General features: G+C 68.4%; 17 protein-coding genes. 9 read left to right on the top strand and 8 right to left on the bottom strand.

All coding sequences use genetic code 11. The features are described 5' to 3' along the window. Window positions 1-43 precede the first annotated feature (43 nt). Window positions 44-709, top strand: coding sequence for a GntR family transcriptional regulator (locus ACZ0AA_RS12330; protein ID WP_463513077.1), 666 nt, complete (start codon window positions 44-46; stop codon window positions 707-709). Window positions 710-740: 31 nt separating this feature from the next. Here the strand turns inward: ACZ0AA_RS12330 and ACZ0AA_RS12325 are convergent, their stop codons facing one another. The 4 genes from ACZ0AA_RS12325 to ACZ0AA_RS12310 are packed head-to-tail and all read right to left on the bottom strand — an operon-like array spanning window position 741 to window position 4,599. Beyond that, entirely contained in the window at window positions 741-1,175 is a 435-nt protein-coding gene (locus tag ACZ0AA_RS12325) for an ATP-binding protein (RefSeq protein ID WP_463513076.1), read from the bottom strand. Further along, complete coding sequence (locus ACZ0AA_RS12320) at window positions 1,165-1,497, bottom strand: STAS domain-containing protein (RefSeq protein WP_463513075.1); 333 nt, start codon at window positions 1,495-1,497, stop codon at window positions 1,165-1,167. The genes ACZ0AA_RS12325 and ACZ0AA_RS12320 overlap by 11 nt, the downstream gene beginning before the upstream one ends. Further along, window positions 1,481-3,442, bottom strand: coding sequence for a glycosyltransferase family 2 protein (locus ACZ0AA_RS12315; protein ID WP_400863989.1), 1,962 nt, complete (start codon window positions 3,440-3,442; stop codon window positions 1,481-1,483). Before ACZ0AA_RS12315 ends, ACZ0AA_RS12320 begins: the two co-directional genes overlap by 17 nt. Continuing rightward, window positions 3,439-4,599, bottom strand: coding sequence for a PP2C family protein-serine/threonine phosphatase (locus ACZ0AA_RS12310; protein WP_463513074.1), 1,161 nt, complete (start codon window positions 4,597-4,599; stop codon window positions 3,439-3,441). The genes ACZ0AA_RS12315 and ACZ0AA_RS12310 overlap by 4 nt, the downstream gene beginning before the upstream one ends. 162 nt (window positions 4,600-4,761) lie before the next feature. Between ACZ0AA_RS12310 and ACZ0AA_RS12305 the strand changes: the two genes are divergently transcribed. The 6 genes from ACZ0AA_RS12305 (at window position 4,762) to ACZ0AA_RS12280 (ending at window position 11,680) form a co-directional block, all read left to right on the top strand. Beyond that, window positions 4,762-5,730: a tripartite tricarboxylate transporter substrate binding protein gene (locus ACZ0AA_RS12305; protein ID WP_463513073.1), complete on the top strand. Its 969-nt coding sequence runs from the start codon at window positions 4,762-4,764 to the stop codon at window positions 5,728-5,730. Window positions 5,731-5,808: 78 nt separating this feature from the next. Continuing rightward, window positions 5,809-6,345, top strand: coding sequence for a tripartite tricarboxylate transporter TctB family protein (locus ACZ0AA_RS12300; protein ID WP_400863997.1), 537 nt, complete (start codon window positions 5,809-5,811; stop codon window positions 6,343-6,345). Next, entirely contained in the window at window positions 6,342-7,997 is a 1,656-nt protein-coding gene (locus ACZ0AA_RS12295; RefSeq protein ID WP_463513072.1) for a tripartite tricarboxylate transporter permease, read from the top strand. Before ACZ0AA_RS12300 ends, ACZ0AA_RS12295 begins: the two co-directional genes overlap by 4 nt. Continuing rightward, on the top strand, window positions 7,994-8,863 hold the full coding sequence (locus ACZ0AA_RS12290; protein WP_400864003.1) for a dihydrodipicolinate synthase family protein: 870 nt from the start codon (window positions 7,994-7,996) through the stop codon (window positions 8,861-8,863). The genes ACZ0AA_RS12295 and ACZ0AA_RS12290 overlap by 4 nt, the downstream gene beginning before the upstream one ends. Window positions 8,864-8,923: 60 nt before the next feature. Next, window positions 8,924-10,621, top strand: coding sequence for a long-chain-fatty-acid--CoA ligase (locus tag ACZ0AA_RS12285; RefSeq protein WP_463513071.1), 1,698 nt, complete (start codon window positions 8,924-8,926; stop codon window positions 10,619-10,621). Window positions 10,622-10,684: 63 nt separating this feature from the next. Then, entirely contained in the window at window positions 10,685-11,680 is a 996-nt protein-coding gene (locus ACZ0AA_RS12280; protein ID WP_463513070.1) for a LacI family DNA-binding transcriptional regulator, read from the top strand. A gap of 18 nt (window positions 11,681-11,698) precedes the next feature. Here ACZ0AA_RS12280 and ACZ0AA_RS12275 read toward each other — a convergent pair whose 3' ends face one another. Continuing rightward, window positions 11,699-11,998, bottom strand: a complete 300-nt coding sequence (locus ACZ0AA_RS12275; RefSeq protein ID WP_400864010.1) for a hypothetical protein — start codon at window positions 11,996-11,998, stop codon at window positions 11,699-11,701. A gap of 191 nt (window positions 11,999-12,189) precedes the next feature. On the opposite strand from ACZ0AA_RS12275, the gene ACZ0AA_RS12270 reads away from it, so the two are divergent. After that, entirely contained in the window at window positions 12,190-13,821 is a 1,632-nt protein-coding gene (locus tag ACZ0AA_RS12270; RefSeq protein WP_463513069.1) for a fucose isomerase, read from the top strand. A 153-nt stretch (window positions 13,822-13,974) separates the two neighbouring features. Next, entirely contained in the window at window positions 13,975-15,183 is a 1,209-nt protein-coding gene (locus ACZ0AA_RS12265) for an endo-beta-N-acetylglucosaminidase H (RefSeq protein ID WP_463513068.1), read from the top strand. 19 nt (window positions 15,184-15,202) lie between these two features. Here the strand turns inward: ACZ0AA_RS12265 and ACZ0AA_RS12260 are convergent, their stop codons facing one another. The 3 genes from ACZ0AA_RS12260 to ACZ0AA_RS12250 are packed head-to-tail and all read right to left on the bottom strand — an operon-like array spanning window position 15,203 to window position 20,318. Continuing rightward, window positions 15,203-18,451 (bottom strand): glycoside hydrolase domain-containing protein, encoded by a 3,249-nt coding sequence (locus tag ACZ0AA_RS12260; RefSeq protein ID WP_463513067.1) that lies wholly within the window; start codon window positions 18,449-18,451, stop codon window positions 15,203-15,205. Continuing rightward, window positions 18,448-19,383, bottom strand: a complete 936-nt coding sequence (locus ACZ0AA_RS12255; protein WP_463513066.1) for a carbohydrate ABC transporter permease — start codon at window positions 19,381-19,383, stop codon at window positions 18,448-18,450. Before ACZ0AA_RS12255 ends, ACZ0AA_RS12260 begins: the two co-directional genes overlap by 4 nt. Beyond that, window positions 19,380-20,318 (bottom strand): carbohydrate ABC transporter permease, encoded by a 939-nt coding sequence (locus tag ACZ0AA_RS12250; protein WP_400864021.1) that lies wholly within the window; start codon window positions 20,316-20,318, stop codon window positions 19,380-19,382. The genes ACZ0AA_RS12255 and ACZ0AA_RS12250 overlap by 4 nt, the downstream gene beginning before the upstream one ends.

Raw genomic sequence — 20,318 nt, 5'->3', positions numbered from 1 at the left:
CCTCTCCGGTGTGTATCCTGTCAACAGTTAACAGGAGGTCACCGTGACACAGACCGTCAAGCGCGGAGAGTCCCTCGGCGCGCAGGTGGCGCAGGTCCTGCGTCAGCGCATCGTCCGAGGCGAGCTCTCGCCCGGTGCGCGCATCACCGAGGAGGCGCTCGCCGAGGAGTTCTCGGTGAGCAGGGGCCCGATCCGCGACGCACTCACCCAGCTCAGCTTCGAGAAGCTCGTCGAGGTGCAGCGCCCGCGCGGCGTCTACATCACCGGGCTCTCGCAGGACGACGTCGATCAGCTCTACAGTCTGCGCGGCGCCCTCGAGCAGCTCGCGCTCTCGCGCGCGATGAGAGTCGACGACGACGCACGGTGGGCAGCGATGGCGGCCGCCGTCGATCGCATGAGCCAGGCCGCCGACAGGGGGGACCACGCGGCGTTCGTCGCCGCCGACCTCGAGTTCCACTCGGAGATCTACGTCCTCGCCGACCACCCGCGACTGCAGGGGGCGTGGAGTCAGTACCTGCCGACCTTCGCGTCGCTTCTCGAGGTGACGATCAATCACGACGACGACCTTCACGAGTCATCCGACGACCACATGAAGCTCATGGACGTGATGCGCTCAGGCACGCCCGAGGAGGCGGCGGCAGTGCTCACCGCCCATCTCGACGGCGCGCGCGATCGGATGCTCAGCGAGCTGGCCGACCGGCCTGCCTGACTGCCCGTTGCCGTAGCGGCAGCACCCGGGATCAGGTCCGAGGGGTGAGGCGACGCCGCAGCACCCAGGTGTTGCCGGTCGCGTCACCGCTGTGCTCGAAGTCGTCGAGTACAGCGGTGGACAGTGCCAGACCGCGTCCGCTCTCGCTGTCGACGCCGGGCATCGTCACCGCATCCCAGTCGATCCTGGCCGGATCTGCCGTGTCGACGAAGGTCGCGACGAGAGCGTCGGAGCTCACCTCGATGTCGACCTCGACGGTGATGCCGGCATCCGGTTCGCCCGCCGCTTCGCCATGGCTGGCGATGTTCGTCGACACCTCGCTGACCGCCAGTGCGAACAGCGTCCGGTCCTCGGGGGTCACGTGCGGGGCCGCCTCCCACAGCGCGTCCAGGGCGTCGAGGACATGCTCGACGAAGGCGGGCCCGGCCAGGCCCGCCACATGCGCGGTGTGCCGGTCAGTGCTCATCGAACGCCGTCTCAGGCGTGGGGTGGTCGAGGAGGACCCGGTCGAGGTTCGTCAGGTGCAGCACCGTCCGCACAGCCTCGGGCACTGTCGCGATGCGCAGATCGCCGCCTGCGACCCTGGCGCTCTTCAGCCCGCCGACGAGAGCGCCGAGCCCCGACGAGTCGACGAACTGCAGTTCGGCCATGTCGATGACGATCTTCGAGTCGCCGGCGGCGACGAGATCGTTCACCGCCTTGCGCAGCAGCGGTGCACCCGTCGCCGTCAGGCGGCCGGACAGGGCGATCACGGCGAAGCCGTCCCTGACGTCAGTGCTGAGATCCATGGTTCTCCTCCTCGAGGATTCGGGCCGGTCCGCGGTAGCGAGCGGCTTGGATGATGACGCTGAGCACGACGAGGTCGTACAGCACCCACACCGTGTTGACGAGAGTGCCCGTTCCGTCGCCCGTGCCGATGATGACCCGGGTCACGCCGATCACGAGCGCCACGCTGAGCACGACGATCGCGGTCAGCTGCGGCCAGATCTGACCCCACGGCACCCCTCGCGGATCGCGTCCGTCCTTGCGCGTCACCGCGAAGGAGAGGGGGCGGCCGAAGACCACGTTCGCGACGGCGGTCCAGCATGCGCGGATCCAGACCGGGAACAGCGCGAGGGAGTACTGCTGTCCGCGCCAGGTTCTGAGTCCTTTGGCGACGACGAGGAAGAGCAGCTGATTGACCAGGAAGTACGGCAGGAACCGGACGAAGAAGTCGACCGACCAGGCGGTGACGGGCAGCACCCCGAAAACGAGATAGACGACGGGCGCCGTGAGATAGATGACGGCGGCGAACCCCGACAGATAGCTCCACATCGTGGCGAAGTACATCAGTCGCTGGCCGATCGACAGACCGCGCTTCGCGAGCGGGTTGTCGCGCAACATGACCTGCAGCGTGCCCTGGGCCCAGCGCAGTCGCTGCGTCAGCATCGTGCGCAGGTCTTCGGGGGCGAGTCCCTGGGCGAGGATCTCGTGATGATAGACGCTGCGCCAGCCGAGCGAGTGCAGCTGCATCGCCGTGGCCATGTCCTCCGTCACCGAGATCGTCGCCAGGGGGAGGATCGGCTGTGCCTCGTCGCCGCGGTCGAGACGCAGGGCGTCGAGCAGGGCCGCGACGGCATCGAGCGCCGTGATGGGAGAGAGGTCGGACTCGGCGAGCGCCGTCAGGCCCGCCTCGTCGACGACGATGGCGTCGAGCTGTGCGTCGTGCGCGATCGGCAGGGAGCCGAGCTCGGCGAGATCGGCTCTGATTCCGGCGAGATCCTTGGCGACGAGGATCACCGAGGCGTTGCGCACGGCCGCCGACACGGCATCCGCGATCTCGCGCACAGGGGCGCCGGCGGCCAGATCGCGCCGGGCGCGGCCGATCGACAGGTGCAGGGAGTACAGCTCCCGGCGGAGTTCCGGGTCGGATGCCGAGCGCATCTCCTTCTCGATCAGGGTCTCAGAGGTGCGCAGCGCGCGGGCTGCGGTGTCGGTCACCTCGCGCACGTAGCCGATGATCCCCAGCTGCATCAGGGCGTCGCGGCGGAGCACGGCGTTCGAGCCGCAGAAGAAGGCGGCGTTCCAGCCGTCCTTGCCCTGCTGGATCGGACCGTAGAACAGCGGTGCCTGGCTGCCGAGCGGGTCGGCCTCGTCGACGTTGACGAACCACTGCGGCGTCTGCACGACCGCGACCTCGGGGTCATCGGCGAAGTACCCCAGCGTGCGGTGCAGGATCAGCGGGTCGGGGATCTGGTCGGCGTCGAGGATGAGGAGGAACTCTCCGTCTGTCTCGAACAGTGCGGCATTGAGGTTGCCCGCCTTCGCGTGACGGGGCTTTCCGGTCCAGTCGTCCGAACGGGTGAGGTAGCCGATGTCCGCCTCGCGGGCGGCCTGCTCGAGTTCGGGACGCGCGCCGTCGTCGAGGATCCAGGTCGTGTGGGGATACGCGATCCCCCGCGCGGCGCGTGCCGTCGTCATCACGAGCTCGATCGGCTCGTTGTAGGTCGCGATGAACACGTCGACAGTGCCCTGGGGTGGGGACACCGGGGCTGGGCGTTCCTTGGCCCGCCACATCGTGAGACAGAAGAGGAAGGTGTCGATCAGACTGTAGGTCTCTGCGATCACCAGGGGCACGGCGATCCACCACGCCGACCAGTTCACCGATTCGAGCCAGCGCCAGGCGACGTAGTTCACCCCGAGCAGCACCGACAGGACGGCGATGATGCGGATCGCAGCGAAGCGTGCGGTCATGCGTCGCGCCTCACGACGATCACGGTGATGTCGTCGGTGGCCCGGTCGTCCGAGATGAGTCCCAGCGCCTCCTCGATCGCCCCGTCGGGGCCGAGGGTGTCGAGCACTCGGGCCACATGGGCGAACGGGTCATCGGCGTCGAGCACATCGAGCAGCCCGTCGCTGCAGCAGACGAAGGCGTCGCCGGGCTCGAGGCGGGTGCGGCGGGACTCCCGAGGATCCTGGTCGGGCAGTGCCGCGCCCATCCCGAGGGGGAGTCCGGTCGAACGGAGGTGCTCCCACGAGCCGTCGCGGCGGAGGATGAACGCCAGGCTGTGTCCCGCGTCGATCACCTCCAGGTCGCCGGTCTGGGGCTGCAGCTCGGCGTGGACGGCCGTGACGAACATCGTCGTCTCCGAGAGGTCCTCCTCGAGGATCCGGTCGGCGTCGGCGATCGCCTCGGCGATGCTGCGTTCGGGGGCTGTGCGCAGAGATGCACGCACCCCGGCCGCGACGATGGCGGGGCCGGTGCCCTTGCCCATCGCGTCCGCGAGGGTGATGCGCAGCGCCTCGCCGTGCAGGCGCAGATCGTAGAAGTCTCCCGCCAGGCGCCCGCGCGAGGCGCCGCCGCCCGCGATCGTGTAACCGGTGACGGTGGGGAGCGAGTGCGGTCGCAGTGCGCTCTGGATCAGGGTGGCCTGATCGAGCTCGACGTCTGCCGCGATCTCGCTCTGCACCCAGAAGGCGAGGTCGCGGAGCAGGGCGCGCTCCGCCTCCGAGAACGAGTGCGGTTCGGTGTCGAGCACGCACAGAGTGCCGACGGGTTCGCCGCCTGGCGCGTGGAGCGGATGCCCGGCGTAGAACCGGAGATGGGGGTCGCCGACCACGAACGGGTTCGTGGCGAAGATCTCGGTCGCGCTGGCATCCTCGACCACGACCGTGCGGTCCTGACCGACCGTGTAGTCGCAGAAGGAATCCTGTCGGGGTGCCTCGTCGCCGCCGAGGCCGATCTCGGATTTGCGCCACTGGCGATCGCCGTCGAGCAGAGAGACGCTCACCATCGGCACGCCGAACATCTGCTGGGCCAGCCTGGCCACTCGATCGACTCGTTCATCCCGGGGGGTGTCCAGGATCCCGAGTTCCTCCAACGCCTGCTGTCTTCTGAGCTCGTCGAACATTGCTCCGCTCCCCTCGTAGCTGCTCTCATACTGGCATCTTGGAGTGTGGTGGCGACAGCGAGACAAGCGGAAGCCTCGAAGCCGAGAGTGTTGACTGTTAACAGTCAACACTGCTACGGTCAGAGCGTCGACAACAAGGTCGACCCACGTAGAGGAGCAAAGATGCCCCGCAAGCGCATCACCCGTGCCGCCGCCGCACTCGCGGCCGTCGCCGCCACCGCTCTCGTCCTGTCGGCCTGCACGAAGGTCGAAGAGGGTGAAGATGCGGAATCCGCCTTTCCCGAGAACGACATCCGCCTGATCATCCAGGCGAACCCGGGCGGTGGATCCGACCTGTCGTCGCGTGCGCTCGCCACCGAGCTCGAGGGCATCCTCGGCGTCAGCGTGATCCCCGAGAACATGCCGGGTGCCGCAGGCGCCCTGGCGATGGAGTACGTCGGCGCGCAGGACCCCGACGGCTACGTCATCGGCTTCGCTCCCGTCGAGATCGCGATGCTCAACACCACGCAGAGCGCGAACGTGCTGCCCGAGGACTTCGACCTGCTGGGGCAGATCATGCTCGCCCCCGGCGTCGTCACGGTCGGCGCGAACAGCGGCATCGAGTCGCTCGAAGACCTCGTCGCGCAGGCGAAGTCCGGTGCGGTCACCGTCGCGAACTCCGGCGCCGGTTCGATCTGGGAGGCCGCGACGATCGGCCTCGGCGACGCGACCGATGCCGCCTTCACCCCGGTGCCCTACGACGGTGGAGCCACGGCCGTCGCGGCCGCCGCATCCGGTGAGACCGTCGCGGCGGTGTCCGGCCTGGGCGAGGCGCTCGCGCAGGGGGAAGCCGTGCGCATCCTCGCCGTCCTGAACGATGAGCGCCACCCCGACGCGGAGGACGTGCCGACGGCCGACGAGGCGATCGGCGAAGACGTCGTGTTCGGCGGCTGGGGCGGCATCTATGCCCCGAAGGGCCTTCCGGACGACGTGAAGAGCGAACTCGAGGCGGCCGTCAAGGAGGCCGTCGAGTCCGACACCTACCAGCAGTTCCAGAAGGACGCCGGCAACCTCGTGGTCTACCGCGACTCCGCCGAGTGGACGACGTTCGTCGACGAGCAGTTCGACCTGTTCAAGGACCTCCTGGGCTGACCCGGCCAGGGCTGCGGGGTCGGCCGAACCGTCGACCCCGCAGTCGGACACCGATCGTCAGACCAGAGAAGGAGCACCATGTCCCACGCCGATGTCACTCCTTCGGTCGAGCAGGACGCTCACCAGGGAGCGCCCCCCTCGCGACCGCTCGAGATCGCCTTCGGATTCGTCGCCCTGGCATTCAGCGCCGGTTACCTCTTCCTGGCCACGCAGATCCCCCTGCGTCGGGAGGCGCTGCCCGGCCAGATCGACGCACGCTTCTGGCCTATGGTCATCGCCGTCACAGCGGTCGTCATCTCGCTCGCGATCCTGGCCCTGGCGGTCACCCGCCCCGCTCCCGGTCGCGAAGACCTCGACCGCATCCAGCCGGGTGGCATGGTCCGCGTCGTCGCCACTCTCGCGATCGCCGGCGCCTTCATCGCGGTCTGGTCGTTGGGCTCCGTCATCCTCTTCGGCTACCGCATCGAGGTCTTCCCCGTCGCCGCAGCCGTGCTGATGGCCGCTCTCATGCTCCTCTACGGCCACCGCCGCTGGCTCAGCCTGATCATCTACTCCGTCTCCGTCACCGCGTTCGTCTACGTCGTGTTCGGAATGCTCCTGAGGATCCCCCTGTGAACGCGCTCATGGAGGGGCTGAACTCGCTCCTCGACATCTCGATCCTGCTCTACATGCTCGTCGGGCTCCTGCTCGGCTTCATGGTCGGAGCCTTCCCCGGCATCACCGCGACCATGGCCGTGGCGCTCGCCGCCGGTTTCACGCTCACCCTCGAACCCGTCCAGGGGCTCGCCGTGCTGCTCACGATCTACGTGGCCGCGAACTTCGGCGACCGGGTGCCGTCGATCCTCATCAACACCCCTGGCACGCCCGCCTCGATCGCGACGACGCTCGACGGCTATCCGATGGCGAAGCAGGGGAGGGCAGGACTCGCGCTCACGATCTCGGCGATCGTGTCGGCCGTCGGCATCCTCGCGTCTCTCGTGCTCTTCGCCGTTGCCGCAGTGCCGATCGCCAGCTTCGCCCGCGACTACTTCAAATCGCCCGAGCTCTTCGCTCTGGTCGTCTTCGGAATCTCGATCATGATCGGCATCTCGTCGAAGTCGATGCTCAAGGGCATCCTCGCCGGTCTCTTCGGCCTCATGCTCGGCACTGTCGGAACGTATGCCGCGACGGCTGACCAGCGCTTCACCTTCGGAGTGCTCGAGCTGGTCGAGGGTGTCAACTTCATCGCCGTGATCATCGGGCTGTTCGGCATCGCCGAGCTCTTCGACCAGCTGCTCACCTATCGCAAGAGCAACGTGCGCCCCATCTCGAGCCTCGGTCGCTGGTGGCCGAACCGCTCGGAGCTGAAGCAGAGCGGACGAGCCACCGCTGTCGGCGGCGCGGTCGGACTCGGCGTCGGGCTCATCCCGGCCGCCGGCGGCGACATCGCCGGCCTCATCGGATGGGAGCGAGCTCGCAAGGCGTCGAAGCACCCGGAGATGTTCGGCAAGGGATCGATCGAAGGCGTCGCCGCCTCCGACACCGCATCCAGCGCCACGCTCGGCGGATCTCTCACGACCACCATGGCGCTCGGCATCCCCGGCGACTCGGTGATGGCCGTGATGATCGGCTCGATGATCATCTGGGGCATCACCCCCGGGCCCACGCTGTTCACGAACCGCCCCGACCTCGTGGTCTCGATCGTCGGCATCATGCTCGTCGCGACCTTGCTATCGCTGGGGCTGAGCCTCGTGCGCATGAAGGGCATGGTGAAGCTGCTCGACGTGCCGCAGCCGTACCTGTGGAGCGGCATCCTGATCTTCTGCATCATCGGCACGTATGCGACCTCGAACAGCCTCTCGACCGTCGTCACGATGCTCGTCTTCGGTGTGATCGGAGTGCTGCTGAAGCGGATGCAGGTGCCGGCAGGGCCCATCGTGCTCGGCCTGCTGCTCGGTCCGCTCGCCGAGGAGAACCTCGCCCGAACGCTGGCGATCCTCCCGACGCGTCCGTTCTTCGAGGTGGTGAGCCCGATCGCGATCGTGCTGCTCGCGCTCGCCGTGCTGTCGATCGTGATGCCCGCGATCCGCGCTGCCCGCACCCCCCGCGCCGAACGCGCCTCACTCGAGGACTCGATCCTGAAGGCCGAGAGCCGTGAGCAGATCGAGAAGGCGCACGGCGAGCTCGCGGCCGACCCCGACCTGCTCACGTCGACCGTCCGCAATGTCCAGGCCCCCACGAGGCGCCCGCGCAGAACCCGCAAGAACCCCAAGGAGAACGAGAAGTGACCCGCTACGACATCCTCACCGCTGTGCCGACCGCCTTTCACAGCGACGGCGCTCTCGACCTCGAGGGATCGCGAGCGATCTTCCGCTTCGTCGCCGAATCGGGCAACGAGGGCGCGTTCATCCTCGGCACCACGGGCGAGTTCCCCGCCGTCGATGCGACCGAGTTCGCCGCGATCGTCGAGGCGGCGCTGGCCGAGTTGCAGCACCGGATGCGGGTCGTCGTGCACGTGGGGCAGCCGAGCACGTTCGAGGCGCTGCGACTGGTCGAGATCGCGAAGGGCCTCGGAGCGACCGAGTTCGCCGCCCTCACGCCGTACTACCTCAAGGCCACGGACGAGTCGATCTTCGAGTACTTCGCGGCGCTGTCGGGAGCGATCGGAGATGGCCGACTGTACGTCTACATCTACCCGGCACGCAGCGGCAACCCGGTCTCGGTCGAGCTGCTCGCCCGCCTCGCCGAGCTGCCCAACGTCGTCGGCGCGAAGATCAGCGAGCTGTCGCTCGAGGAGATCGCCGCCTACCGTGCCGCAGTGCCCGCCGACTTCGACCTCTACACCGGCGCTGACCGCGACCTGATCGCTGCGGTCGAGGTGGGCGCGCAGGGCGTGGTCTCCGGGGTCTCCTCCGTCACCCCCAAGCCGTTCCGCGCGCTGGCCGATGCCGGCCGCTCGGGCGATGCCGACGCCGTCGCCGCAGCCCAGGCCGCCGTCGACGATGTCGTCTCGCTCATCGGCGGAGACATGGCGCGCATGAAAGAGGCGTATCGCGTGCTCGACGTCGTGGACACCCACTGCCGCATGGCCATCGCCGAGCCGACGGATGCCGAGCGCGAGGCGGTCGCACGGGTCGTGGCGGCGCACCGGTAGACGCAGCTCTGCGCCGCGGTTCCGAGGGCGGCTCACAGCCGATCGGGGCAGGATGGAACCATGCCCGCCTCCCCGTACGAATCCCGGCCATGGCTCGACTCCTATGCGGACGGTGTGCCCGCTGAGATCGATGCCCCGACGCAGACGCTGCCGGAGATGATGTCGGCGAGCATCGCCACGTTCGGCCGTCGGCCGGCACTGGAGTTCTTCGGCGCGGTCACGACCTATCGCGAGCTCGGCGACCAGATCCTGCGCGCTGCCGAGGGGCTGCGGCGGCTGGGCGTGCACAAGGGCGACCGGGTCGCGCTCGTGCTGCCGAACTGCCCGCAGCATGTGGTGGCCTTCTACGCCGCGCTCCGTCTCGGTGCCATCGTCGTCGAGCACAACCCGCTCTATACGACGAGGGAGTTGCGGCACCAGTTCGAAGACCACGGAGCCAAGGTCGCGATCGTCTGGGACAAGACCGTCGACACGATCGCCGAGTTCCCCGCGGATCTCCGGGTCGAGCACATCGTGAGCGTCGACCTCACCGAGGCGATGCCGGCCTCCCAGCGGATGCTGCTGCGTCTGCCCCTCCCGAAGGCGCGCGCAGCACGCGCGAAGCTGACGGCCACCCCCAGAGCACGGCGAGCGGTGGCCTGGAAGAAGCTGGTCGACCATCGGGCTCTGTCGCGCAAGGTCGAGGGGCCGGCGCTGAGTGACACGGCGCTGCTGCAATACACGAGCGGAACCACGGGCACGCCGAAGGGAGCGATCCTCACGCACGAGAATCTTCGCGCCAACGCGATGCAGGGTCGGGCGTGGGTGCCGGGTCTCGTCGACGGCGAAGAGACGTTCTACGGAGTGCTCCCGCTGTTCCATGCCTACGGCATGACGCTGTGCCTCACCTTCGCCATGAGCATCGGCGCCAAGCTCGTGCTGTTCCCGACGTTCGACCTCGGCCTCGTGACGAAGGCTGCACGCACCAGTCCGCCGACGTTCCTGCCCGCGGTCCCGCCCATCTACGACCAGCTCGCGCGTGCCGCATCGCGCGGGACCATCGACCTCTCCACCGTCCGCTTCGCGATCTCGGGGGCGATGAGTCTTCCGGTCGCGACCGTGCAGCGGTGGGAGGAGGCGACCGGCGGCCTGCTCGTCGAGGGCTACGGCATGACCGAGAGCTCGCCTGTCGCGCTCGGCAATCCGATGGGCAGGAGCAGGCATCCCGGCACCGTCGGAGTGCCGTTCCCGAGCACCGAGATCCGCGTCGTGGACCCGTCGGACACCGAGGTCGACGTGCCCGTCGGCGACCGCGGCGAACTGCTCATCCGCGGCCCTCAGGTGTTCCAGGGGTACTGGCGCCGCCCGGGCGACACTGCCGACGTCCTGCTCGCAGACGGATGGCTGCGCACGGGCGACATCGCCGAGGTCTCGGCCGACGGCTTCGTCACGATCGTCGACCGCCTCAAGGAGCTCATCATCACCGGCGGGTTCAACGTGTCGCCCACCGAGGTGGAGGACGCCCTCGAGGCGCATCCCGACGTGGTCGCGGCCGCGGTCGTCGGCCTGCCGCGGTCGAGCGGTGGGGAGGAGATCGCCGCCGCGATCGTGCTCCGAGAGGGTGCTGCCCTCGATGCCGGCGCGCTGCGCGACTTCTGCCGCACGAGGCTCACGCCCTACAAGGTGCCCAAGCGCATCGTCGTCGTGGACGAGCTTCCCCGCTCGCTCATCGGCAAGGTGCTGCGGCGTCAGGTGCGGGACCGGATGCTCGCCGACTGACCGGCTGGCGGCGGTTCTCGCCCGCCTCTCGCCGATCGTCGTGAAACCGGTTACAGTGTGCCGATGGCCACGATCTACGATGTCGCTCGACTCGCGCAGGTGTCGCCGGCCACCGTCTCGCGGGTGTTCAACGGCACCAGCGTCTCTGCCGCGAAGGTCGACGCGGTGCGCCGAGCCGCCGAGCAGCTGCGCTTCACGCCCAACCGGACCGCTCGCAACCTGCGAAGGCAGAGTTCCGAGGTCATCGGCCTCGTGATCCCCGACATCGAGAACCCGTACTTCACCGAGATGGCCAGAGGCGTCGAGGACGTCGCCTCGGAGGCCGGGTACTCGGTCGTGCTCTGCAACTCCGACTCGCAGCTCGAGAAGGAGGCGGCCTACCTGCAGATCGCGATCTCGGAGCACATGTCCGGAGTGATCATCGCCCCGGCATCCGAGCGCACGAGGCTCGACGGCATCCTCGACACGGGGCGCCCCGTCGTCGCCGTCGACCGACACACCGTCTACGACATCGACGGCGTCGTGATGGCCAACCGCGACGCGGGAGCGTCGGCCACCGAGGGCCTGCTCGCCGCCGGATTCCGCAGGATCGCGTACATCGGCGGACCCGAGGGGATCGACACCGCTGCGGAGCGCGCAGCGGGCTGGCGTGCGGCGCTCGCGGCCGGAGCCCCCGACGTCGACGCCGACGAGCTGCTGCGCTTCTCGACGTTCCGCGTCGACGGGGGGAGGGTCGCCATGGAGGAGCTGCTCGCGCTGCCGGAACGCCCCGATGCGGTGGTGGCCGGCAACAATCTGATCGGCGTGGGTGCGATACAGGTTCTGACGGAACACGGCCTGACGCCACCGCGGGTGGGCGTCGCGGTGATCGGCTCGCTGCCGCTCACGACGCTCTCGCCGACCGCAGTGACGGTCGTGCGACTGCCGGCCCGTGAGATGGGAGTCAGGGCCGCGCGGATGCTGCTCGAGCGCATCGGCGGAGACCGCGGGCCGTCACGCACAGTGGTGCTGCCGAGTGAGGTCCAGCCCGCCAGCGCCGGGCTGACTGTCACGCGCTGACGCGCACGCCACTCGGTCCTACTGCGACCGCCAGAATCGCGTGGCGAGATTGGTGAGCTCGGTGTCGAGGTCATCGACCTTGCCCTCGACGCGGGTCAGTCGCGTGTCGAGGGAGTCCAGCCGCACATTCACGACCTCGAAGCCGGCGCGCATCTCGCTGCGCAGGCCTCCGATCTCGCCGTGCATCTCGCTGCGCAGGCCTCCGATCTCGGCGCGCAGCACCCGATTGAACTGCGTGGTCATGAGGGTCATGCCTCCGAGCATCGCGGTGGCGAAGATGCCGATCATCGTCCAGGCCTGCGGATCGCTCAATTCCATACCCCCATTGTTCGTCGAGGGGATCAGGATGTCACCGCCTGTCGGTGCTGTATGCCGGAGTGTCCGCACATCGGGTACAACCCGGGCGCATGTCGAACGGTGCAGAAGCGATCATGAGCAACACTGCTTGCACGATGAAATCGATTTCGCGTACAGTTGCAGCACACGTGCGATCAAGGAGGACGCGAGTCATGACCTACACCCTGCCGACCACGGCATCCCGACCGGCATCCGCGCCGAAGACCGCGTACCTGATCGCCTCCGGTGACCTGCGCGAGGCCGCGAACACCGGCGGCTGGCCCGTGCAGGTCGAGCTCGAAGCGGGCGTCACCGGCGTGTTCGAGGAGCTCGGCTGGACCGTCATCCGCGCCAACGACGTCGACCCCGCCACAGGGCACGGCTTCATCTCGAGCCAGCGCATGGGCCTCGAGGTCTTCAAGAACATCCCCACGGATGCTCCGCTCATCGTCGCGGAGGCCGTGTGGCAGTACTCGCACCACGTGCTCGCCGGTCTGCGTACGCACGAGGGCCCCATCCTCACCGTCGCGAACTTCGCGGGCGACTGGCCCGGCCTCGTCGGACTCCTCGGCCTGAACGCCGGCCTCACCAAGATGGACAAGCCCTACGCGACGATCTGGTCGGTCGACTTCACCGACGACTGGTTCACCGCCGGCATCAGGGAGTGGACCGAGACCGGCGCGATCACCCATGACGCCTCGCACGTGCGTCCACTGCCCGCGCTGCCCGACAGCCCCGAGAAGGCGCTGGGCGAGGCGCTCGCCGCCGACCTCCTCGCCGAGAAGGCCATCATCGGCGTCTTCGACGAGGGCTGCATGGGCATGTACAACGCGATCTTCGACGACGAGCTGCTCAACAGGACGGGCATCTACAAGGAGCGCCTCTCGCAGTCGGCTCTGTATGCCGAGATGCTCGAAGTCGGCGACGACGAGGCCGATGCCGCCTACGACTGGCTGATCGACGCCGGCATGACGTTCCGGTACGGCGAGGATGCCGAGACCGAGCTGACCCGCGAGCAGGTGCAGTGGCAGCTGAAGATGTACATCGCCGCCCTCCGCATCGCCGACGACTTCGGGCTCGACGCGGTCGGCATCCAATATCAGCAGGGACTGAAGGACCTGGTTCCGGCATCCGACCTCGCCGAGGGCATCCTGAACTCGACCGAGCGCCCGCCCGTCACCTCGCGCGATGGCTCACGGGTGCTGCACGAAGGCCGCGCGTTCCCGCACTTCAACGAGGCCGACGAGGGCGTCGCAGTCGACGCGCTGGTCACCGATCGGGTCTGGCGCGCGATGGGCCTCGTGCCCGACAACACCCTGCACGACGTGCGCTGGGGCGAGGACTTCGACGGGCAGTTCGTCTGGGTCTACGAGATCTCCGGCTCGGTGCCCGCGTCGCACCTCGGCGGGTGGCAGAACGCCGAGGGATGGCGCCAGGGCCATGTCTTCTTCCCCGCCGGCGGCGCCACGATCAACGGCGTCTCGAAGCCGGGCGAGATCGTGCTCTCGCGTGTGTTCATCGCCGACGGCATCCTGCAGGCCGACATCTTCCGGGCATCGGTCGTCGAGCTGCCCGCCGAGGAGACCCAGCGGCGCAAGGATGCGACGAACCCCGAGTGGCCGATCGCGCACGTGGTGCTGCACGGCGTCTCGCGCGACCAGTTCATGGCCCGCCACAAGGCCAACCACGCGCAGCTCGTCTACGCACCGGATGCCGAGACGGCCGACAAGGCCCTCATCGCGAAAGCGGCGATGTTCGCCGGCATGGGGATCAAGGTCAACCTGGTCGGAGACGTCGCGATCTGATCGGCTGACTCCGGCGGGTCGAGAAGGGGCGGATGCTGCGGCATCCGCCCCTTCTTCCGTTCCTTCCCGTCTGTCCACTTAAGCGCTATAGTCTGCGGCAGGTCGCGATGACGCGACCTGATTCGACAACGACGCCGAAGGAGACGATCAGTCATGAACCAGAACGTCAGGAATCACCGATTGCGAAGGGGCATCGCCGGGCTGGGTGTGCTCACCACAGCTGCTGCGGGCATTCTCGCCGGTTCGATGGGAGCCGCCGCCGAGACCCCGGAGCCGACCGATCCGAAGCTCGCCGTCTACGTCGAGGTGAACTCGAACGATTTAGCCAACGTGGCCGATTACACGCTCGCCGAGTCCGGAGACGCAGCCATCGACATGGCGATGATCTTCGCCGCCAACATCAACTACGACGGTGAGAAGGCGTACCTGCACTTCAACGAGCGCGTCACCGAGACGCTCGACGATGCCGAGACGCAGATCCGACCGGTGCAGGAGAAGGGCACGAAGGTGCTGCTCTCGGTGCTCGGCAACCACCAGGGTGCCGGGTTCGCGAACTTCACCTCGTATGCGCAGGCCGATGCGTTCGCCGCACAGCTGGCCGACGCCGTGACGACCTACGGTCTCGACGGCATCGACTTCGACGACGAGTGGACCGAGTACGGCGCGAACGGAACCCCGCAGCCGAACCCGCAGTCGTTCGGATGGCTGGCGACGGCGCTGCGCGATCGACTCGGCCCCGACAAGATCATCAGCCTGTACGCGATCGGTCCGACGTACACGACGACCGACTTCACGCTGTTCGACGCGGCCGGCGTGCTCGACTACGCCTGGAACCCGTACTACCCGACGTACGATGCACCCACGGTGAGTGGGCTCGAAGATTGGACGCGCCTCGGAGCGGCCGCGATCGACCTCTCGGCCACCAGCGCCGCGACGGCAGCCGACTTCGCGACGCGGACGGTGTCTGACGGCTACGGGGTCTATGTCGCCTACAACCTCACCGCGGCAGACCAGTCGGCGTATCTCTCGGGCATCACCGAGGCGCTGAAGGGCGAGGCGACGGAGTACCGCGCGGCGCCCCGCGACACGACACCTCCGACCGTCACGGTGAAGGATGGCTCGCGGTTCACCAAGGTCGAGGCCGACGGCATCTACCAGCGCGTGAGCTACAAGCTCTACGACGAGGGGAAGATCGACAGGCTCTCGGTCAACGGTGTCGTCAAGGACCTCTCGGACAACGCGTGGAGCGACCTGAACTTCGTGAAGCCCGGCGCGTTCGGCGCGGTCGTGGGGGCGAACACGTTGCAGGTGGTCGACGTCGCCGGCAACGTCACCGAGCTCTCGTTCGTCCTGTCGAAGTGACGACCCGCGCTCGAGGCCATCACCCGAGGTCGAAGACCTCGATCTGACGGATCGTGACCCCGGCCTCCGCCCGCACGCGGATCGCCGGGGTCACGACCCGTGACACCAGCTCGAACGGGGTGGTCCGGTCGGCCGGGAGGTCTGCGTCGTGCGTGGTCGGCGCTGCGCACCAGTTCCCGTCCGGATCGAGGACCTCCCACCGCAGGCATGACGAGGAGGCCGCGGCGATCATCGTCACGGTGACGTCGCTGACGGCGCGGGACTCGGCGAAGCGCCACCCCGCCCATTCGCCGGCTGCCAGGGTGACGCCGTCAGGCCCCGACGGATCGCCGTCGTCGAAGAGACGCCCGGCGTCTACGACGGATGCGGACGCGATCCCGTCTCCGCCGGCGGCCGTCAGGTCGCGGCGCCAGGCTGCGGCATCGGCCGGTGAGTGCTCGCCCCGCTCGAGGGCATCCGATGGGTCGGTGCCGAAGACCAGCTCGAGGTCGGCGTCGCCGACGAGAGCGCCGATGGGCAGCTCGGCCCGCGCGAGATCGACGCCGTCGAGTCGCGCGCTCTGCAGCACATGGGCAGACGGATCGCTGCGTCGAGAGCGGATGCGAAGCGACGAGCCGTCGCCGCGATCGACGCGGACGTCGTCGAAGAGGGGGGACCCGATCCTCAGCACTCCCGAGGCGAGGTCGAGCGGGTACAGCCCGAGTGCCGCCCACAGCCACCATGCGCTCATCTCGCCGTTGTCCTCGTCGCCGGGGAAACCCTGACCGATGTGCGCGCCGGCGAAGAGGCGGCCGGCCAGGTCGTTCACGATCGCTGCCGTGCGCCACGGTCGGTCGCTGAACGCGTACATGAAGGGGATGTGGTGCGCGGGCTGATTCGAGATCGCGCACATGCCCGAGCGCAGGGCGCGTGCCTCCCGCTGCTCATGGATCACCGTGCCGTAGGCCCCGCCGAATCGCTCATCGGCGGTCTCGGGTTCGGTGAAGAGGGCGTCGAGGTGCTGACCGAAGGAACCGCGGCCACCATGCAGCGCCGCGAGTCCGGTTCCGTCATGCACGGCGCCGACCGACATGCCCCAGGCGTTCGTCTCGACGTTGTCGCCGCCCCAGATGCGCGGGTCGAAGTCCGCGGCGAAGGCGCCAGTGGCGTCCTTGCCGCGGAGGAACCCGGAGTCCGCATCGAACAGCGTGCGGTACGACAGGGCCCGGTTGGCGAAGTAACGGGCGAAGGATCGGTAGCGCGCGGCATCCTGAGCTGAGTCGGCGTCGAGCTCTGCGTCGGCCGCGAGCTGCGTGGCGAATCGGCCCAGTGCGGCATCGCTCACGGCGTTCTCGATGGTCCAGCTCATGCCCTCCGGCACGTCGGAGGAGATGAATCCGGTGAAGCGTCCGCGGGCGATGCCCTTGCGGCCACGCAGCGCGTCGGGTCCTGGCTCGCAGGCATTGCGCCAGCCGCTCTCGAACGCCCCCGGGTGATCGAACTCCACTCCCCACCGTGCGGCGTCGGCGAAGATCTGGTCGCTCGACGTTCCCACCATGCTGTCGACGTATCCCGGAGCGCTCCACCGGGCCATCCATCCGCCGCGCCGGTACTGGGCGAGCTGGCCGTCGAGCAACCTGCCGGTCAGTGCAGGGTCGAGCATCGCGAGCGCGGGCCACTCGGTGCGATAGGTGTCCCAGTAGCCGTTGTTCACCACGAGCTCGCCATCGACGATCGCGGCGCTGGTGGAACGTTCACCGAACGGCTCTCGGGCCGCGAAGACGTCGGCGAACCCAGGGAGCGGCGCGTCCGCGGTTCCCGTGTTCTCGGCCGCAGTGTTCGGATAGAGGTGCATCCGGTGCAGGGCCGCGGCGATCCGACCTCGATTCTCGTCGTCGGCAAGCCGTCGATACGGCGCCTCCGCCGCGGGGAGGGGCGGGATGGTCACGCGTCCGAGCACGCGGTTCCATGATGCCGCGGACGCCGCCCGCAGCTCTTCGTAGGACACCTCTGCCGGGGCTTCGAGCGCGAGGCTGCGTCTGGCCTGATCCACCGACACGAACGAGACCGCCACTCGCACCTCGAGCGAACCGCGCCCGCCGACGCAGCCGGCGACCCGCCCCCGCCCGGCGTCGTCGAGCGGGCCACGCGGGTCCGGCTCCTCTCCGCCCTCGCCGTGCAGCACCGTGCCGACGAAGTAGCAGCGCGGAGCGTTGCCCCAGTCCTCGGTGCCCTCGGGCGTCCATCCCTCGAAGCCCCCGGCATCGGTCCAGTCGAGTCGGCCCTCGTCGGTCGGCTGATCGATCACGAAGCCGATGGCCGCGTCGGCGTCGGCTCCATGCACCCGGAAGGCGGCGGCGTGCGAGGTCGCGGTCATCTCCACGCGCAGTCCGCCGAGGTCGACGGCGTATTCATGCGGCCGTGCGCGCTCGGTTCCGGGGGTGATCCAGCGTCGACGGTCCGCACGGCCGGACGCCGGACGCCCGTCGAACGGCATGAGCTGGAGCACCGAGCGGTCGCCGATCCACGGGCTCGGTTGATGCGAGAACTGCAGTGCCTCGAGACGTCTCCCCGCGGGGTCGTCGTGGATGCTGGGGCGGTACGGCCAGCGGGTGTCCGACGCGTCGGTGGCCGGAGTGACGAACGTGAAGCCGTGCGGAACGGCGACTGCGGGGATGGTGTTGCCGCGGGAGAAGCGTGGCCCGGAGTGCGTGCCTCGCCGGGTGTCCACGCGTTCGACCGGCGGAAGCTCGGCCGCAGGGGGCAGTGCCGGCATCTCCTCGACGGTGCACTGCACGAACCCGCTGACGCGTGCGGGGAGATTCGCCTCGTTCGCCAGGGATCCGGTGCCGAATACGAGTTCGACGGTGACAGGCGTGTTCGACCTCGACCGCAGCGGGGCGAGCGACACGGTGTCGGCGTTCCACTGCTCCGGCAGGCTCCAGCGTGCCGCGAACTGGGCATCAGGGGTGACGGCGAAGTCGTACCGATCACGCACGGCGGCCATCTCGCCGAGCCTGGAGCCATCGGCGCTGCGCGCATCGACCGTCACCGCGAGCGCCGCATGCGGGGCGAGGGTCGCCTCGCTGCCGTCGGCGTAGAACGCCCAGTGCAGCACGGTGTCGGGCGTGACGGGGATGCTCTCGAGTCCGGGGACATCGATCCGCTGTTCGCCCGCCGAGGGGTCGAACGCGAAGGCGAAGACCTGGCCGGCGATCACGCCCGCCCGAGGGCGGGACGATGGAGGATCGGCCGGCCCGTCGGCGGGCGCGAGGTGCACGGTGCTCACCCCTTGACCGCGCCCTCCTGCACGCCCTTGAAGAAGAACCGCTGCGTGAACGAGAACATGATGACGATCGGCACGAGAGCGATCATGGTGCCGGCCGCGATCAGACGAGGATCGACCGAGAAGCTGCTGTTCAGATAGGCCATGCCGACGGTCAGGGTGTACTTCGACGGGTCGGAGAGCACGATGAGCGGCCAGAGGTAGTCGTCCCAGGCGCCGATGAAGGCGAAGATCGCGACCACCGAGACCATGCCGCGGATGTTGGGCCACACGATGTGGCGGATGCGCTGCCAGGTGGTGGCGCCGTCGACCGTCGCAGCATCCAGCACATCCTTCGGGATCATCCGGCAGGCGGTGGCGACGAGCAGTACGTTCATGGCGCTGATCGCACCGGGCAGGAACACGCCCCACAGGGTGTCGGCGAGTCCCAGGGCGCGGATCGTGAGGAAGTTGCTGGTCACGGTGACCTCGCCGGGGAAGAGCAGGGTCGAGAGCAGGATGGCCATCACGATCCACTTGTCGCGGAACCGCATGCATCCGAGGGCGTAACCCGCGAACGTCGCGAGGATCACGTTGCTGAGCACCGTGCCGACCGACACGAGCAGCGAGTGCCAGGCGTAGAGGTAGACCGGCACGATCTCGGCGACCGTGACGTAGTTCTCCAGGGTCGGCTCGCGGGGGATCAGGTTCGGCGGGAACGAGTAGATGTTCTCCTGCGGGCCCTTGAACGAGGTCGAGAGCTGCCACAGGAACGGACCGATGACGATCACCAGCACGAACAGCAGGAGCGCGTAGCGGCCGATGAGCCCGCCGAGCGTCGGCTTGCTGAAGTCGCCGGAGCCTCGGCGGCGGAAGATGGGTTCGCGCGTGGGCGTCGCCGGGCGATCGTCGGGTCGACGGTCGTCGTCGATGCGCGGCGGAGTGAGGGTGCTCATGCGGAGACCTTCGCCTTCTTCTCGCGATTCATGAACGCGATCGCGGCCAGCGGGATGAGGGTGAGGAGGAACAGCGCGACGCTGATCGCCGAGGCGTAGCCGATGTTGCCGTTCAGGCCGGAGCCGACCTGACGGATCAGCATCACCAGCGACATGTCGTAGCCTCCGGGCCCGCCCGTGCTCTTGGAGAGCACATCGAGCTCGGCGAACACCCTCATCGCCGACACCGCTATGAGCACCGCGATGAGGAGCATGGCGCCACGCACCGAGGGGATCGTCACGGACAGGAAGCGACGGAACGAGCCCGCACCGTCGAGCATCGCCGCCTCGTGCAGCTCCTTGCCGACGTTGCCGAGGGCGGCGAGGTACACGACCATGTAGTAGCCGAGGCCCTTCCAGACCGTGAGCAGGATCGCGCAGCCGAGCAGCAGCCAGCGATCGACGAGGAAGGCCATGGGCTTGTCGACGAGTCCGAGGAACTCGAGCGTCTGGTTGATGATGCCGCGGCTGTCGAACAGCCAGGTCCAGATGAGTGCGACCACGACCACCGAGGCGATGACGGGGAAGTAGAAGGTGGTGCGGAAGAACGCGATACCCGGCAGCTTCTTCTGCACGAGCAGCGCCAGCAGCAGCGGGAGGATCGTCAGCAGAGGCACGCAGACCACCACGTAGATGATGCACGTGGTGAGGGCGTTCCAGAACATCTCATCGCCGAACATCCGCTCGTAGTTCGCCCCGCCGACGAACTCGGGTGTGCGCAGGGGGCGCGCGTCGGTGAAGCTCAGGAAGACGGTGTTGAGGAACGGCCAGAGCGCGAACACCAGCACCCAGATGACGGCGGGGCCGAGGAGAAGCCACGGCGTGAACCACCGGTGCGACGTGATGGTCTTCCGCCCTCTCCGGCTTCCGCTCCGGATGCTGGTGTCCGCGCTCAT

The organism is Microbacterium sp. AC035, from assembly GCF_979258485.1.
This window is presented reverse-complemented; position numbering and strand designations above follow the sequence as displayed.